Source organism: Halopseudomonas xiamenensis (genome assembly GCF_014219065.1).
Lineage (GTDB): Bacteria > Pseudomonadota > Gammaproteobacteria > Pseudomonadales > Pseudomonadaceae > Halopseudomonas > Halopseudomonas xiamenensis.
In genome coordinates this window covers 1-15864 of sequence record NZ_JACLGO010000027.1, presented here as the reverse complement: position 1 = coordinate 15864, position 15864 = coordinate 1, and the positions used below count along the sequence as shown (strand labels likewise).

The following is a 15864-nucleotide window of genomic DNA, read 5'->3' as shown; positions in this document are numbered from 1 at the left end:
GTAGGCCAGGTAACGTCCGGAGGAACTGACATGGATCAAGAGGGAGAAGAAACAGCTGCCCGCTGGACGGGCTTACAGATGGATCTCCTGGTTCTGCAGCGGTACCGATGCCTCCCAGCCCAGCTCACGCAGGATACGCTCACGCAGGGCTTCGGATGCCTCCGGCTCGCCATGGACGATGAACACATGCTGCGGCGGCCGCTGGAAGCCGGAGAGCCAATGTATGAGTTCATCGCTGTCGGCATGCGCCGAGAGCATGGGCAGTTCGGTTACCTCGGCATTCACCGGCATCCAGTGGCCGTAGATCTTCACTTCCCGCGCGCCTTCCAGCAGCTTGCGCCCCCGGGTGCCGGCGGCCTGGAAGCCGGAAAACAGCAGGGTGTTGCGGTGGTCGCCGGCAAAGGCGGCGATGTGGTGCAGTACCCGACCACCGGTGGCCATGCCGCTGGCGGAGATGATCACCTTGGGATAGCGACTGGCGGACAACGCCTTGGACTCCTCCACATCGCGGATATAGTTGACCGCCGAGCAGGCGGCGGCGCACTCCTCGGCGGTCAGCCGATGGTCTGCATTGTGCCGGCACAGCATCTCGGTGGCGCTGGTGGCCATGGGGCTGTCGAGATAGATCGGCACGTTGTTCAGGCGTCCGGCCTGGCGCAACAGCCACAGGTCATAGATCAGCGCCTGGGCCCGGCCCACGGCAAAGGCCGGTATCACCACTGTGCCGCCGCGCTGCACGGTGCGCTCGATCACCTGGGCCAGGGCCTCAAGCGGGTCCGACTTGTCGTGTCGACGGTTGCCATAGGTCGACTCGATGACGATGTAGTCCGCCTCGGCCACCGGCTCGGGGTCGAACATGACCATATCCCCATAACGCCCCAGGTCGCCGGAAAACACCACCCGCTTGCCGGCGATATCGATCTGTACGGTGGCAGCACCGAGGATATGTCCGGCGCGGCGCATCTGCAGCCTAGCGCCACCAGGCAGCTCCACCTCGCGGTGCCAGGGCACCCGTTTGAACTGCTTGAGCGTACGCTCGGCATCCACCACCCGGTACAGCGGCAAGGCCGGCTTGTGCTTGCTGAAGCCCTTGCGGTTGGCGAACTCGGCGTCCTTTTCCTGTAGCCAGGCACTGTCGAGCAGGATCAGTTCGGCTACATCGCGGGTCGATTCGGTGGCGTAGATAGACCCCGTGAAGCCATCCAGCACCAGGCGCGGCAGGTAGCCACAGTGGTCCAGGTGGGCATGGGTGAGCACCACCGCATCGATAGTGTCCGGCGCCACCACCAGGCGCTGCCAGTTCAGCTCGCGCAGGTTCTTCAGACCCTGGAACAGACCGCAATCGATGAGGATACGGGTGTCGCCATGGGTCAGCAGGTGCTTGGAACCGGTCACGGTGCCGGCGCCGCCGAGGCAGGTCAATGTAAGCATGTCAGCTGTCCTTGTATGTCAGCGGCCGGCCGGTGCCCGGACAGGGGCTCAGGCCATACCGCCGAGGGCCTTACGAAAGCGTAGCAGTGCGCCGCCAAACATCACACAACCCATCACCGCCAGCGCCAGGAAGGGCTTCCATACCACGTCCAGGCCGGCACCGCGGTAGAGGATCGCCTGGCCCACCTCGACAAAGTGCGTGGTCGGCGCCGCCAGCATGATGGTCTGCACCAGCTGCGGCATGCTTTCGCGCGGCGTGGTGCCGCCGGAGAGCATCTGCAACGGCATGATGGTGAGCATCATCAGCATGCCGAACTGGGGCATGTTGCGCGCCAGGGTAGCGAGGAAGATGCCCATCGAGGTGGTTGCGAACAGGCACAGCGCGGCACCGGTGAAGAACAGTGGCAGCGAACCATCCACCGGCACGCCCAGCACCCCGCGCACCACCAGGTTCAGCGACAGCGCGGCGACGACCAGCACCACCAGCCCCATGGACCAGACCTTGCCGAGCATGATTTCGGTGGGTGTGACCGGCATCACCAGCAGATGCTCGATAGTGCCATGCTCGCGCTCACGGATCAGCGCCGCACCGGTAAGGATGATCGACAGCATGGTGATGTAGTTGACCACCTGCATCAGGCTGCCGAACCAGGCCTTCTCCAGGCCCGGGTTGAAGCGCGCACGCAGTACCAGCTCGATCGGCGGCTGTGCGCTGCCGCGCTGGCGCTGGACGAACTCGGTGATTTCATCGGTCACTATCTGCTGCACCGCACCACTGCCGGTGAACGCCTGGCTCATGCGCGTGGCGTCCACGTTGAGCTGCAGGTCCGGAGCCCGGTTGGCCAGCACGTCGCGCTGGAAGCCCTGGGGAATGTACAAGGCGAAGGTATAGAGACCCGCGTCCATGCCGCTGTCCATCTGCGCCATGCTGATCATCTGCGGTGTGGTGAAATACGGCGGGTAGAAGGCCGAGACGATCTGCCGCGACAGTGCCGAATCGTCCTCGTCGACAATGGCGATCGGCGCCCGGTTCAGGGTTTCCGGCATGGCGTTGGCCGCGGTATACACGCCCACGGTGAACACGTAGACGATCAGCACCAGCATGGTCGGGTCGCGCCACAGGCTCCAGAGCTCCTTGACGCCCAGGCGATAGATATTGAGCAGGGATCGGCCGTTCATCTCAACGCTCCTGTTTCTTCAGCAGCACTATGGCCAGGCCCATGATCACCGGTACCGACAGCAGCATGGACCAGAACGCCCCGGCGAGTTCCGGCAGGCCCAGGGCCTTGTTGAACACGCCGCGGCTGATGCTGACCATATGGCTGGCCGGGTACAGCTCACCGATCACCCGCCCTGCCCCCTCCAGCGAGGACACCGGATCGACCAGGCCGGAAAACTGCGTGGCCGGCACCATGGTGCCGATCATGGCGAAGAACATCGCGGCGATCTGGCTGCGGGTCACCGCCGAGGCCAGCAGGCCCATGCCGGTGGCGACCAGGCTGAAGATCAGCGCCGCCAGCACCAGGGTCGGGAAGCTGCCGCTGATCGGCACGCCGAACAGGTTCACCGCCAGCAAGGTCATCAACAGGAAGTTGAGCATCGCCAGCGCCACGTAGGGCAACTGCTTGCCGAGCAGGAACTCGCTGCGGGTCACCGGGGTGACGTAGAAGTTGGTGATCGAGCCGGTTTCCTTCTCCCGCACCACCGCCAGCGCGGTCAGCATCGCCGGCAGCATCAGCAACAGCATGGTGATCACCGCCGGCACCATGGCGGGCAGGCTTTGCACATCAGGGTTGTAGCGAAAGCGGGTCTGGATCTCGGCGCTGACCGGCAGTGCGCCACCACGCTCGATGATCTGCGTGGCCAGCCAGTGCTGGTGCATGCCCTGCACGTAGCCCTTGAGCGTCTCGGCCCGCTGCGGCATGGCGCCATCCACCCAGGCACCGATCTGCACCGGGCGCCTGGCCAGCGCGTCACGGGCAAAGCCATGCGGTATCTCGATGGCCAGCGACACCTCGCCGCTGCGCATGCGCCGGTCCAGCTCCTGGTAATCGGTGAGTGGCGGTTGTTCGATGAAGTAGCGCGAGCCCGATAGTTGCAATGCATAGTCTCGGCTGAGGCTGGTCTGGTCGCGGTCGAGCACCGCGTAGCGCAGGTCTTCCACATCCAGGCTGATGCCGAAGCCGATGACGAACATCAGCATCAGCGAGCCGACCAGCGCCAGTGTGGCGCGGATCGGGTCACGCTGCAGCTCCAGGCTCTCGCGCCACAGATAGCTGAGCATGCGCTGCAGGCTGAATGGTCGATGCCGGACCACGGGCAACTGCTCGGCGGGTGACTGGAGCGGCGCCGGCAGATCCGTCTGCGGCTCGTCTCCACCACCGGCCCCGGCCTCGATCAGGTAGCCGATGAAGGCCTGCTCCAGGTTGTCCGCTGCGCGCTTCTCCACCAGCCTGGCCGGCACGTCACTGTCCAGCACCTGCCCGGCATGCATCATCGACATGCGGTCACAGCGCTCGGCCTCGTTCATGAAGTGGGTGGACAGGAAGATGGTCACCTTGTCGCGCCGCGACAGCTCCACCAGCAGGCGCCAGAAGGCGTCACGCGCCACCGGATCGACGCCCGAGGTCGGCTCGTCGAGGATCAGCAGTTCCGGCTGGTGCACCATGGCCACCGCCAGCGACAGGCGCTGGCGCATACCCAGTGGCAGGCTCGACGGCAGGCTGTCGATGGCCTCGCGCAGGCCGAACCTGTCCACCATCTGTGCCACCCGCTCGGCAATCTCCTGTTCCGGCACGGAGAACAGCCGCGCATGCAGCACCAGGTTCTGGCGCACGGTCAGCTCGCTGTACAGGGAGAACGCCTGGGACATGTAGCCTACCCGGCGCCGGGTCTCGATATCCTTCGGGCTGACCTCGGCACCGAACAACCAGGCCTGCCCCTCGCTGGCCGGCAGCAAACCGGTGAGCATCTTCATGGTGGTAGTCTTGCCGCAGCCATTGGAGCCGAGGAAGCCGAAGATCTCGCCACGACGGATGCGGAAGCTGACATCCTTCACCGCGGTGAAGTCGCCGAAGCGCAGGGTCAGGTTCCGCGCCTCGATGGCGATATCCTGTTCATCGACCTGCAATGGCGGAATCACCACCGGTGCATGCCCGCGCTTGCGCTGCTCCGGCAGCAGCGCGATGAATGCCGTTTCCAGCGAACTGCTGGCGGTATGTTCTAGCAACTGCGCCGGGGTGCCGGTGGCCAGTATCCGGCCCTCATCCATCGCCACCAGCCAGTCGAAGCCCTGGGCCTCGTCCATGTAGGCAGTGGCGACCATCACGCTCATGCCCGGGCGCTGACGGCGGATACGGGCGATCAGTTCCCAGAACTGCGCCCGCGCCAACGGGTCCACACCGGTAGTCGGTTCATCCAGGATCAGCAGGTCCGGGTCATGAATCAGCGCACAGCACAGGCCCAGCTTCTGTTTCATGCCCCCGGACAACTTGCCCGCCGGACGCTCGAGAAAGCCATGCAGGCCGGTGGCCCGGGTCAGGTCATCGATACGCCGGCGCCGCTCCGCCGCATCATGACCGAACAGCCGGGCGAAGAACTGCAGGTTCTCCTCCACCGACAGGGTCGGATAGAGATTGCGCCCCAGCCCCTGGGGCATATAGGCGATACGCGGACAGACCCGGTTGCGGTGCCGGCGTTCGGCCATGTCGCCGCCGAGCACCAGTACCTGGCCCTGCTGGATACGCCGCGAGCCGGAGATCAGTGCCAGCAGGCTGGATTTGCCAACCCCGTCCGGGCCGATCAGGCCGACCATGCGGCCAGCCGGTATGTCCAGGTCGATAGCATCCAGCGCGCGGGTGTTGCCGTAGCGCAGGCTGACGTCCAGCAGCCGGGCGACGGTTTCAGTCGTCGGCATGCGACAGGCTCAGGCTGGCGGGGATGGCCAGACTCTCGGGCCAGGCGGCGGAGGCGTCCAGCTTGATCCAGGCCACGCCGGGCACACCGGTCTTGACCTGCTCCAGGTAGCGCTGCAACAGCTCGGGCGGGATCTGTGCCCGCACGCGGAACATCAGCTTCTGTCGTTCGCTGGCGGTCTCCACGGTCTTCGGAGTGAACTGGGCCTGGCTGGCGACAAAGGAGATACGTGCCGGCACCACATAGTCCGGCGCGGTATCCAGCACCAGGCGCACCTCGCTGCCCAGTGCCAGCCGGCCGGCGGCAACCTCGGGCACGAAGAAGGTCATGTACACATCCGACAGGTCGAGCAGGTTCAGTACCCGGCCACCGGCGGCCAGCACCTCGCCGGGCTGGGCCACGCGCACCTGCACCCGGCCGTCGCGCGGGGCCTTGAGTTCACTGTCCGCCAGGTCGGCCTCGATGCGGTTGATGGTCGCCTGGGTGGCAGCGACCCGGGACTGTGCGCCAGTCTGTTGCGCCTTCGCCGCCTCGACTGCTGCCTGCGCCGCCGACACCTGGGCTCTGGCGGCGGCCACCGCCGCCTCTGCACTATGGGCGGCGGCCTGGTCATCATCCAGTTGCTGGCGGGAAATGGCACCGTCCCTGGCCAGTACCTCGGTACGCGCCAGGCGGCGCTTGGCCGCATTCAACTCGGCTTCACGCTGCGCCACCAGCGCCTGCATGGCCGCCACGTCGCTTTCCCGCAGGCTGATCTGCGCCTTGGCCGCCGCAACCGCATGTATGGATTCCTGGTGAGCGGCCAGCGCTTCCTCACGTTGCGCCTGCAGGGTGTCGATCTGCATCTTCGCCACTACCTGGCCGGCGCTGACGAAGTCACCCTCGCGCACCAGGATCTGCTCGACCCGGCCCGCCAGCTTGGTGGCGATATCGATCTCGGTCGCCTCGATACGGCCATTACCGCTGATGAACCCTTCCCCCGGCCCCTGCTCGGCATACTGCGTCCAGGCATACCAACCCAGCAATGCCACTACGCCGAGCACGACAGGAAACAGAATACGTTTATTCGAGAGAACAGAAGATGCCATATGTGCAGCCCTTGCCATGAAGCGAATCAGCGCAGTGAAACTGCGCTACCAGCCTAACGATAGGCCAAACGGAGTGGCTGTGGGATGCGCCAGATCAATTTTGCGGCGTTCAGCAAAGCGGTGGCGCTACGCCAACGCCCAGCAGGCAGGGAGGTTTGTCGTCGAGCAGCTGCTCGACAACCCGATATCTGATCAGCGTTCCTCCCCCGGGGGCACTGACGCCGCCTGTCAGCGCGGCCCCATGATATCGGCCAAGGCCTCTGGCCGGGGCATGCCGTTGTGCTTGCTGATCAACCCTTCGCCATCCTTGACCACGATGCCCGGCGTGCCGCGAAAGCCCAGCATCATCATCAACTGGTGGTTATCCTCCAGCTGCCTGCCGATCTCGGTCGGCACACTGCGCGCGGGAGCGATGCCGCCACGCTGATGCTTGCGTTCGTTCTCCGCCAACGCAGCTGATGGGTCAGCGGCACCGAGAATGGCCGCAGCCTTGGTCAGGCTGTCCTCCTTGATCACACCGACCATGACATGCCGCAGCTGCACCTTGCCGGCATCCACCCAGGGCCGTGCGGCCTCCCAGAAACGGTTGCAGAACGGGCAGTTGGCGTCGGTGAAGGTGTAGACGATACGCGGCGCATCGGCCTGGCCATCGAGTACCCAACTGGAGGACTCCAACTGCGCCCAGGCCTGGTCGCTCATGGGCCTGGCAACCAGTTCCTCCAGGGCGGCATCGTCCAGCGGCTGGCCGTCGGCATCCAGCCGCGTGCCAACGATGGCACTGCCGTCCTGCATGAGATAGACCGCCACCGGCCGGTCACCGGCGACCGCGGCAAAAGTGCGTACCGGCGCTCCGGCATCGAATTCCTGGATGATCGTCAGGCCCTGCTGTTCCAGAGCCTGGATGGCCGCTGGTCGCTGGTCCTGCGCCTGGCTGCAGCCGGCCATCAGCATCAGGCCGGTGGCCAGGCTGGCAGCGAGGCGCGAAGGTGGTGAAAACATGTCTACTCCTTGTCTGTATCGGGCGATGGAATGGGAAAATGGCGCGATATCTTGCTCTTGAAGCTACCCATGGTGAGTTCGCCCATATGCGAGTCCACCAGGCGCCCCTGGGCATCGAAGAACAGCGTGGTGGGCAGCGCCCGCGCACCCATTTCGTGCATGGTGCGGGAGAAGGGATCGAGCAGTACATCGGTCAGCTCCAGCCCCTGCTGCTGGAGAAAACTCTGTATCTGTCCGGCGTCCTCCCCCTGATTGACCAGCACGATGGAGATATGCGGAAACTGCGCCTGGGCCTGCTGCAATACCGGCATCTCGCGCCGGCAAGGCGGGCACCAGGTCGCCCACAGATTGATCACCACTGGCCGGCCCTGATAGTCGCCCAGGGTGACGGGCTGCTCGTCCAGCGTCGCCAGCGCCAGATTGGGCATGGGCGGCGCCTGCAGCAGGCCGATTACCGCACCGGCGGCGAACCAGGCCAGTACCCCGCTGAGCACGCCGGTCAGTACCGATATCCGCAGCACGCGCCGGGCGCGGCTGCGCCAGCCAACATAGCCCAGTGCAACGGCAACCCCCGCCCACCAGCTGAAACCACCATCGCCGATGGCGATCATGCTGACCGGCGCGGCGCTGTACTCCTCCCACCACAGCAGGATCCAGGCCAGCCGGGCACCGAGCAGGCCCCAGAAGAACGCATCCAGCAGCAGCGCACCAGCGAGTTTGTACGGCTCGCCAGCCATATGCCGGGCCAGGCTGCGGGTCACCAGCCAGGCCAGCAGCAAGGCGCCGGAAACGATCACCGCCTGCAGCGGAAAGGGACCGACGCTGATCATGGTGTACCCGCCGTATCCAGACGTGCCAGGAAGTCATTGGCCGGAATCTCGCCAACCACCCGCAGCGCGCGGTGCTCCTCGCCATCCGGGCTGACCAGGATCAGCGTCGGCGGCCCGAGCACACCCCAGTGCCTGAGCAGCTCGCGGTCGGCAGCATCGTTGCGCGTGACATCCGGACGCACTACCTGCATGCGCGCCAGCCGCGCCGCAACGGCCGGGTCGCCGAACACCTCGCGCTCGATCACATGGCAACTGATGCACCAGTCGGCATAGAAGTCGATCAGCGTCCACTGGCCCTGCTCCGCCGCATCGGCCAGGCGTGCATCCACTTCCGCCACCGACTTGGCCTGGACATACTCGGGCTGCGCCGCTGCAGCCGCCGGGGCCGCGCCGCGCAGATGGGCCAGCGGCTGCAATGTGGAATCACCACCCGAGGCGGCACCGACCAACATCAGCAACGACCACAACCCGACCAGCACCGCACCGAAACGCAGGCCCCAGGCCAATCGCTGCCGGGCCACCAGCGCCTGGGCCCAGGCAACCAGGCCGACCGCCACCGCCAGTGCCCAGGCACCCCACAGCAACAGGCTGATGTTGCCCGGCAGAAAGCGCGCCAGCATCAGCACCGCCATGCCGAGCATGACGTAGCCGAACGCCACCCGCACCCGGTCCATCCAGGCGCCCGGTTTGGGCAGTACCCGGGCACCGAACACCGCGATGACCAGCAGCGGCAGGCCCATGCCCAGCCCCAGCGCGAACAACGCCAGCCCGCCGTACAGGGCACTGCCGGTCTGGCCGATATACAGCAGGGCGCCGGCCAGCGGCGCGGTCATGCAGGGGCCGACCAGCAGTGCGGACAGCAGGCCCAGCGCCGCTGCGCCGGCCAGACTGCCACCTGCCTGGCCACGCCCGGCGGCCTCGACCCGGTTCACCAAAACTGATGGCAGGCGCAGTTCGAACAGACCGAACAGCGAGCTGGCGAGAATCACGAACAGCGCGGCAAAGGCTCCCAACAACCAGGGCGACTGCAGGGTGGCCTGCAGGTTGGCTCCGGCCAGCCCGGCGGCCACGCCGAGCAGCGCATAGGTACCGGCCATCGTCAGCACGTAACTCAGGGTCAAGGCAAAAGCCCGGCGTGGCCGGGCCTGGCTGCCCACCACCATGCTCGACACTATGGGGATCATCGGCAAGGTACAGGGAGTGAATGCCAGTAGCAGACCAAAGCCGAAGAACAGCGCGGTACCGGCCAGCGGCCCGAGCGTCGCCAGCCGCTGCGCGGCGGCCTGGTCCTCGGCCAGAGTGGCCGATCCGGTCTGTGGCGCCGAGCTGCCGCGGTCACCTCCGGCAGCAACCGGCGATGATCCGGGCAGGCTCACCGCCAGGCTCTGCGGCGGATAACACAGCCCGGCTTCGGCACACCCCTGCCAGTGCAGGGTCAGCGGCGCGGTTGCCGCAGCGAAACGCAGCTGCAGGCTGTCTCCCATGAAGATCTCGGTATCGCCGAAGAACTCATCATGCCGGGCGACACCCTCCGGCATATCCAGCTCGACGGCCCGTCCTTGAGCATCCTCCAGCCGCAGCGAATGGCGGTAGACATAATAATCCTCGGCAATACGCCCCTGCGCCACCCAGCCATCACCAGCCGCCTGCGGCGGCTCCAACTGGAACACCTCGCCGGCCTCGAGAAAACCCTGGTCATTGCTCCAGGGCAGGAAAGCATTGCCGGCTCCAAGGCCGTTGCCAGACCACAAGGCCAGGACCAGCAGCATCAGCACAGGTCGATAGACACTCAAACTCACATCCTCCCGGTAAACCTGTCCAGATACTGACACCTGCCGATTAACCGGGACTTAAGGGTTTTCCATGAGCTATCGCGATCATGCCGATCATCGAGGTGGCGGTGCACTGTGCCCCATAAGGGCTCCCGCTCAGTTGGCCCGCACCCGGTGTTCCGGGGGCGTGGTCACCAGAGCCAGCACCGCCAGCCCCAGCGGGATCAGCGAGACCCAGAGCACCGCGCTCCAGTCATAGGCAGCCAGCACCCCGCCGGAGGCGAAGGAACCCACCGCCATGGTACCGAACACGATGAAGTCGTTGAGCGACTGCACCCGGGTATTTTCCTCCGGTCGATGGCACTGCAGCACCATGGCCGAGGCACCGACGAAGCCGAAGTTCCAGCCGACACCCAGCAGGATCAGGGTCAGCCAGAAATGCGCCACCTCGATCCCAGTCAGCCCCACGGCGATGGATATACCCGTCAGCAGCAACCCCGCCGCCACCACACGGCCAGCGCCAAAACGGGCGATCAGCCTGCCGGTGAAGAAACTCGGCGCATACATAGCGATCACGTGCCACTGCAACCCCAGGTTGGCACTGTGCTGCGAGTGGCTGCACATCTGCATGGCCAGCGGTGCGGCGGTCATCAGGAAGTTCATCAGCAGGTAGGACACCGCACCGCAGGTCACCGCGATGATGAACAGTGGCTGGCGCACGATATCCGTCAGCGGCCGCCCACCAGCGATCTGCGCCGCGCTCGGCTTCGGCAGCCGTACGCCCAGCAACACCAGCGCCGACAGTGCCGCCACCAGGGCCTGGGCCAGGAAGCTGGCCATGAACATGTTGGGCAGCAGGTACATGGTATGGCTCACCAGCTGCGGCCCGACGATGCCGGCGGCAACGCCGCCACCCATCACCAGCGACAGCGCCCGGGCGCGCCGGGCCGGACTGACGCCATCGGCGGCGGCGAAACGGAAGGACAGCACCACCGCCGCATAGGCACCACCGAAAAAGGTGCCCAGGCAGAACAGCCAGAACGAACCGAGCATGACCGCCAGCAACCCGGCCAGGACCCCGGCCCCGGTGCCGACCAGAAAGGCCGCGCGCCGGCCATGACGCCGGGCGATCACCCCGCTGGGCAGGATGCAGGCGGCCATACCGACCACGAAGATGGAGATCGGCAGGGTCGCCAGCGCCTTGTCCGCGGCCAGCATATGGCCGACGATGGCGCCGGTGGCATAGACCACCACCGAGTTGGCGCCGGCCAGCGCCTGGGCCAGGGTCAGACGGGCGATATTGCCGCGTTGCTCGCGCTCGGACAGCAGCGCTGGCGCATCCTGATCGAGACTGCCGTCATGCGCGCTCATCGGTGCTCCCCCTGCCCACTGCGGACGCCGAGCGGGCCGATCTTCAGGTACAGGGTTACCAGGGTGTCAGCGGCAACCAGCCCGGCATATTCCCCGGCGGGTAACCTCAACCAGCTGCCCGAGGGATACAGCATTTCGCCCTCGCGCAGGGCACCATCCAGCACCAGCAGCTCGGCGCCAGGTACCAGCGCCGGCAGCACGCGACTGCCGGCGTCCAGGCGCTGGAGCCAGACATGCTCGACCGCGTCCCGGTACAACTCGCAGCATTCATGCGCATTGTCCAGGCTCCAGGCGGCGGGATCGCGGGTATCGATGCGCAGCGGCTGGCCTGGCTCCGGGGCCATCTGCCAGAGCTTGACGAACAGCGTCGCGCCTTCGCTGCTGAACGGCGCGTGACTGGAGCCCGGTGGGTTGCGCAGATAGGTACCCGCCGGATACTGCTGCGCCCCCTCACACCAGGTACCCGACAGCACCAGCACTTCCTCACCACCGGGGTGCTGGTGCAGGGGAAAGTGCACGCCCGGCGCATAACGCACCAGGCTGGTGGCATGCCCGTACTCGGCACCCAGGCGGTCGAGCATCACCCGCTCAACACCGGGCTGGGGCGAAGGCACCCATTGATACTGGTCCGGCGTCAGACTGGCGCGACGTGAAAAATCAGCGTTGACAAGCATGGCTATGGCTCCTGTCCGGCCTGGAGGTTTCCCGGCAACCTCTGCATGAGATAGAAAAAATATGTATGATGATTTGCCTGATCCGCCCTTGCCAGGGATCGTCAAGCACGCATCCATGCCTTTTTCAGCGCATTTTCAGCGAACGTCTTCTTCCCGACAAATCAGATAAAGTATTCCATCCGGAAAGAAAAACTTTACCGCCATGAAATTACCCTCGCATCTCAACGCCCTGCGCGCATTCGAGGCCAGCGCCCGCCACCAGAGCTTTGCCGGCGCCGCCAGCGAATTGAACGTCACCCCCGCCGCAGTCGGCCAACTGGTCCGCTCGCTGGAGCAGTGGCTGGGCAAGCCGCTGTTCCATCGTGCCACCAGCGGACCGGTCAGGCTGATACCGACCGAAGCCGCCGAACGGGCACTGCCGGTGATCCGCTCCGGCCTCGACCGGCTGGCGCTGGGTTACAAGTATCTGCAGGAAAGCTCGGCCAACTATGCGCTCAGCGTGACCGTCAGCCCGGCGTTCGCCGCCAAGTGGCTGTTGCCGCGCATCCACCACTTCCAGGCGCTCTGCCCGGATATCGACGTGCGCCTGGAAACCAGCCTCAGACCGGTGGACTTCATCGCCGGGAAGATGCATATCGGGGTGCGTTACGGTACCGGCAGCTGGCCGGGTCTGGCCGCGGACAAGCTGATGAGCGAAGAGGTCTACCCGGTGTGCTCACCTGCGCTGCTGCAGCGCCTGGGTACGCTGGATGATCCGCACCAGCTGGCGCGCGAGACGCTGATCCACGACCTGTCGATGGATGGCCATCCAGGCTTCCCGACCTGGGAAGCCTGGATGCACAGTGCCGGGGTAACCGGCAGCGTGCCGTTGCGCGGCATGAAGATCAACAGCTCCGCCGCCGTCCTGCAGGCCGCGGCCGAAGGCCATGGCATCGCGCTGGCGCGCAGCGCCATGGCCCATGACGACCTGGCCGCCGGTCGCCTGGTGCGGCTGTTCCCCGGGATCAGCTTCACCTCGCAGCTGGACTACTACATCGTCTACCGCCCGGAGTGCGCCAGCCTGCCGGGATCGGCCGACTTCCGTAGCTGGCTGCAGCACGAGGCCGCCCTGCAGCAGTCAGCCAGCCACGCTGGCTCAGCCTTGCAGTAACGGCGCCCGGAACCGCCGCAGGCGCAGCGCGTTGCCCAGCACGAACACGCTGGACAAGGCCATGGCGCCGGCGGCGAAGATCGGTGACAGCAGAATCCCGTGGGACGGATACAGCACCCCCGCCGCCACCGGAATCAGTGCAGTGTTGTAGGCGAAGGCCCAGAACAGGTTCTGGCGGATATTGCCGATGGTCGCCTGCGACAGGGCAATGGCATTGGGTACGCCCTGCAGGTTGCCGGACATCAGCACCACATCCGCCGCTTCCATGGCCACATCGGTGCCGGTGCCAATGGCCAGGCCGACGTCGGCCTCGGCCAGCGCCGGCGCGTCATTGATGCCGTCACCGACGAAGGCCAGGGTGCCATGCTCGGCCTTGAGCCGGCGCACCGCCTCGACCTTGCCCTCGGGCAGCACTTCGGCCACCACTTCGTCGATACCCAGGCGGGCGGCGATGGCGCGGGCGGTGACCTGATTGTCGCCGGTAATCATCGCCACCTTGAGGCCCAACTGGTGCAAGGCTTCGATGGCGGCGGGCGTGCTGGGCTTGATCGGGTCGGCGACCGCGACGATGGCCGCCAACCGGTCGTCGATCGCCGCATACAGCGGTGATTTGCCCTCGCTGCCGAGGCGCTGCGCGGTCTGCGCGAAGACCCCGACATCCAGCCCCAGCTCGCGCATATAGCGGTCGGCGCCGACCTGTACCGGGATACCATCGGCACGGGCGCAAACGCCCATACCGGTGACCGACTCGAACTCGGTCAGCGCCGGCAAGGCGATGCCCTGCTGCTGCGCGGCATCGACAATGGCCCGGGCAATCGGGTGCTCGGAACGTGATTCCACCGCGGCGATACTGCCCAGCACCACCTCACGCTGGAATCCGCTGGCCACCTCCAGGTCGGTCAGCACCGGGTGACCCTCGGTCAGGGTACCGGTCTTGTCCACCGCTACCACCGCGGCATCCTTGAGCAGTTGCAGCGCCTCGCCCTTGCGAAACAGCACCCCCAGCTCGGCGCCCCGACCGGTACCGACCATGATCGAGGTCGGCGTGGCCAGCCCCATGGCACAGGGGCAGGCGATGATCAGCACCGCCACCGCGTTGACCAGGGCAAAGGTCAGCGCCGGCTGCGGGCCCAGCACCAGCCACACCAGGAAGGTCAGCAGCGCCGCACCCATCACCGCCGGCACGAACCACATGGTCACCTTGTCTACCACCGCCTGGATCGGCAGCTTGGAACCCTGGGCCTGTTCGACCAGGCGGATGATCTGCGCCAGTACGGTCTGGCCACCGACGGCGGTGGCGCGCAGGGTAAAGGCGCCGGTCTGGTTCACCGTGCCGCCGACCACCTCGCTGCCGGCGGTCTTGGCCACGGGCACCGGCTCACCGGTGATCATCGACTCGTCGATATAGGTCTGGCCCTCCAGCACCTCACCATCCACCGGCACCCGTTCACCGGGCCGGACCTCGACCACGTCGCCGGTCATTACCTCGCCGATGGGGATGTCCTCGATACCACCGTCGCGCGAGACATGGGCGACCCGGGCCTGCAACCCGACCAGCCGCTGGATCGCCTCGGAGGTGCGGCCCTTGGCCCGCGCCTCCAGATAACGGCCGAGCAGGATCAGCGCCACTATCACCGCCGCCGCCTCGTAGTACACGTTGACCGTGCCCTCAGGCAGCAGGCCCGGCGCGAAGGTCGCCACCACCGAATAGGCATAGGCCGCCGAGGTGCCGACCGCCACCAGCGAGTTCATGTCCGGGGCCAGGCGCAGCAGCGCCGGGAAGCCCTGCTGATAGAAACGCCGCCCCGGTATCAGCAATACCAGGCTGGTCAGCACGAACTGCAGGTACCAGCTGCGCTGCATGCCGATACTGTTCATCACCAGCTCGTGCATGGCCGGGATCATGTGCGAGCCCATCTCGATGATGAACACCGGCAGCGCCAGCAGTGCGGCGATCAGCAGGTCACGGCGCAGCGTGTTCTGCTCGGTCTCCTTGCGCTGGGCCTCGGCCTCGCTGGACTGGCTGGCATCACCCAGCACCCGTCCGGGATAACCGGCCCTGGCCACCGCCGCCAGCAACGCCTGATCACTGGCCAGCCCCTGGACGCTGGCGCGCTCGGTGGCCAGGTTCACCTGCACCCCGGTCACCCCCGGCACCGCCCGCAGCACCCGCTCCACCCGGCCAACGCAGGAGGCGCAGGTCATGTTCTCTATCGCCAGCTCGGTGGTACGGGCGACGGCCTGGTAGCCGGCCTTCTCCACCGCCTGGATCAGCGCCGCGCCATCCAGCGCTCCGGCAGGCTGGATCTCGGCACGCTCGGTAGCCAGGTTCACCGTTACCGCACCGACCCCTTCGACCCGGGCGAGCGCCCTCTCCACCCGACCGACACAGGAGGCGCAGGTCATGCCCTCGATCGGCAGGCTGAGTGTGGCGGGTGTTGCATCCTCGAGTGGAACCTTCATCTGGACCTCTGGCGGCAGTGGCTATATATAGCCTCGACAGTAAACCTTGCCATGATGTGAGGGTCAACCGGCGTACGCTGCATCATGCCGCCCGCCGGCGTAGCGCAGGCGAGACCGTGAAAGTATTTCCTCGCCTTCGCTCGCGAACCCAAAAGGCGGGATAGGAGGCTG

The 15864-nt window shown here is 66.2% G+C and carries 11 protein-coding genes; 1 reads left to right on the top strand and 10 read right to left on the bottom strand.

Translation table 11 applies throughout. The features are described 5' to 3' along the window. Positions 1-72: 72 nt before the first annotated feature. From H6X51_RS15915 to H6X51_RS15875, 9 genes are all read right to left on the bottom strand, one after another. Positions 73-1431, bottom strand: a complete 1359-nt coding sequence (locus H6X51_RS15915) for an MBL fold metallo-hydrolase RNA specificity domain-containing protein (protein ID WP_185268460.1) — start codon at positions 1429-1431, stop codon at positions 73-75. Between the two features lie 48 nt (positions 1432-1479). Continuing rightward, positions 1480-2610 carry an ABC transporter permease gene (locus tag H6X51_RS15910; protein ID WP_185268459.1) on the bottom strand — a complete coding sequence of 377 codons (1131 nt, stop codon included), beginning with the start codon at positions 2608-2610 and terminating at the stop codon, positions 1480-1482. A gap of 1 nt (position 2611) precedes the next feature. After that, complete coding sequence (gene rbbA / locus H6X51_RS15905) at positions 2612-5347, bottom strand: ribosome-associated ATPase/putative transporter RbbA (protein ID WP_185268458.1); 2736 nt, start codon at positions 5345-5347, stop codon at positions 2612-2614. Then, positions 5334-6434, bottom strand: a complete 1101-nt coding sequence (locus tag H6X51_RS15900) for an HlyD family secretion protein (RefSeq protein ID WP_185268457.1) — start codon at positions 6432-6434, stop codon at positions 5334-5336. The genes rbbA and H6X51_RS15900 overlap by 14 nt, the downstream gene beginning before the upstream one ends. A gap of 228 nt (positions 6435-6662) precedes the next feature. Further along, positions 6663-7433 carry a thiol:disulfide interchange protein DsbG gene (gene dsbG, locus H6X51_RS15895; RefSeq protein ID WP_185268456.1) on the bottom strand — a complete coding sequence of 257 codons (771 nt, stop codon included), beginning with the start codon at positions 7431-7433 and terminating at the stop codon, positions 6663-6665. A 2-nt stretch (positions 7434-7435) separates the two neighbouring features. After that, positions 7436-8263, bottom strand: a complete 828-nt coding sequence (locus tag H6X51_RS15890) for a prolipoprotein diacylglyceryl transferase family protein (protein ID WP_185268455.1) — start codon at positions 8261-8263, stop codon at positions 7436-7438. Then, complete coding sequence (gene dsbD / locus H6X51_RS15885) at positions 8260-10056, bottom strand: protein-disulfide reductase DsbD (protein ID WP_235991374.1); 1797 nt, start codon at positions 10054-10056, stop codon at positions 8260-8262. Before dsbD ends, H6X51_RS15890 begins: the two co-directional genes overlap by 4 nt. A 135-nt stretch (positions 10057-10191) precedes the next feature. Continuing rightward, entirely contained in the window at positions 10192-11406 is a 1215-nt protein-coding gene (locus tag H6X51_RS15880; protein WP_185268454.1) for an MFS transporter, read from the bottom strand. Next, positions 11403-12080, bottom strand: a complete 678-nt coding sequence (locus H6X51_RS15875) for a cupin domain-containing protein (RefSeq protein WP_185268453.1) — start codon at positions 12078-12080, stop codon at positions 11403-11405. The genes H6X51_RS15880 and H6X51_RS15875 overlap by 4 nt, the downstream gene beginning before the upstream one ends. A gap of 202 nt (positions 12081-12282) precedes the next feature. On the opposite strand from H6X51_RS15875, the gene H6X51_RS15870 reads away from it, so the two are divergent. Continuing rightward, entirely contained in the window at positions 12283-13230 is a 948-nt protein-coding gene (locus H6X51_RS15870; protein ID WP_185268452.1) for a LysR substrate-binding domain-containing protein, read from the top strand. Here H6X51_RS15870 and H6X51_RS15865 read toward each other — a convergent pair. Beyond that, positions 13216-15693 carry a heavy metal translocating P-type ATPase gene (locus H6X51_RS15865; protein WP_185268451.1) on the bottom strand — a complete coding sequence of 826 codons (2478 nt, stop codon included), beginning with the start codon at positions 15691-15693 and terminating at the stop codon, positions 13216-13218. The genes H6X51_RS15870 and H6X51_RS15865 overlap by 15 nt on opposite strands. Between the last annotated feature and the right edge of the window lie 171 nt (positions 15694-15864).

Excerpts from the sequence above, each read along its gene's own strand:
- H6X51_RS15915 (WP_185268460.1), bottom strand. The coding sequence starts at position 1,431 with ATGCTTACATTGACCTGCCTCGGCGGCGCCGGCACCGTGACCGGTTCC.
- H6X51_RS15910 (WP_185268459.1), bottom strand. The coding sequence starts at position 2,610 with ATGAACGGCCGATCCCTGCTCAATATCTATCGCCTGGGCGTCAAGGAG.
- rbbA (WP_185268458.1), bottom strand. The coding sequence starts at position 5,347 with ATGCCGACGACTGAAACCGTCGCCCGGCTGCTGGACGTCAGCCTGCGC.
- H6X51_RS15900 (WP_185268457.1), bottom strand. The coding sequence starts at position 6,434 with ATGGCATCTTCTGTTCTCTCGAATAAACGTATTCTGTTTCCTGTCGTG.
- dsbG (WP_185268456.1), bottom strand. The coding sequence starts at position 7,433 with ATGTTTTCACCACCTTCGCGCCTCGCTGCCAGCCTGGCCACCGGCCTG.
- H6X51_RS15890 (WP_185268455.1), bottom strand. The coding sequence starts at position 8,263 with ATGATCAGCGTCGGTCCCTTTCCGCTGCAGGCGGTGATCGTTTCCGGC.
- H6X51_RS15880 (WP_185268454.1), bottom strand. The coding sequence starts at position 11,406 with ATGAGCGCGCATGACGGCAGTCTCGATCAGGATGCGCCAGCGCTGCTG.
- H6X51_RS15875 (WP_185268453.1), bottom strand. The coding sequence starts at position 12,080 with ATGCTTGTCAACGCTGATTTTTCACGTCGCGCCAGTCTGACGCCGGAC.
- H6X51_RS15870 (WP_185268452.1), top strand. The coding sequence starts at position 12,283 with ATGAAATTACCCTCGCATCTCAACGCCCTGCGCGCATTCGAGGCCAGC.
- H6X51_RS15865 (WP_185268451.1), bottom strand. The coding sequence starts at position 15,693 with ATGAAGGTTCCACTCGAGGATGCAACACCCGCCACACTCAGCCTGCCG.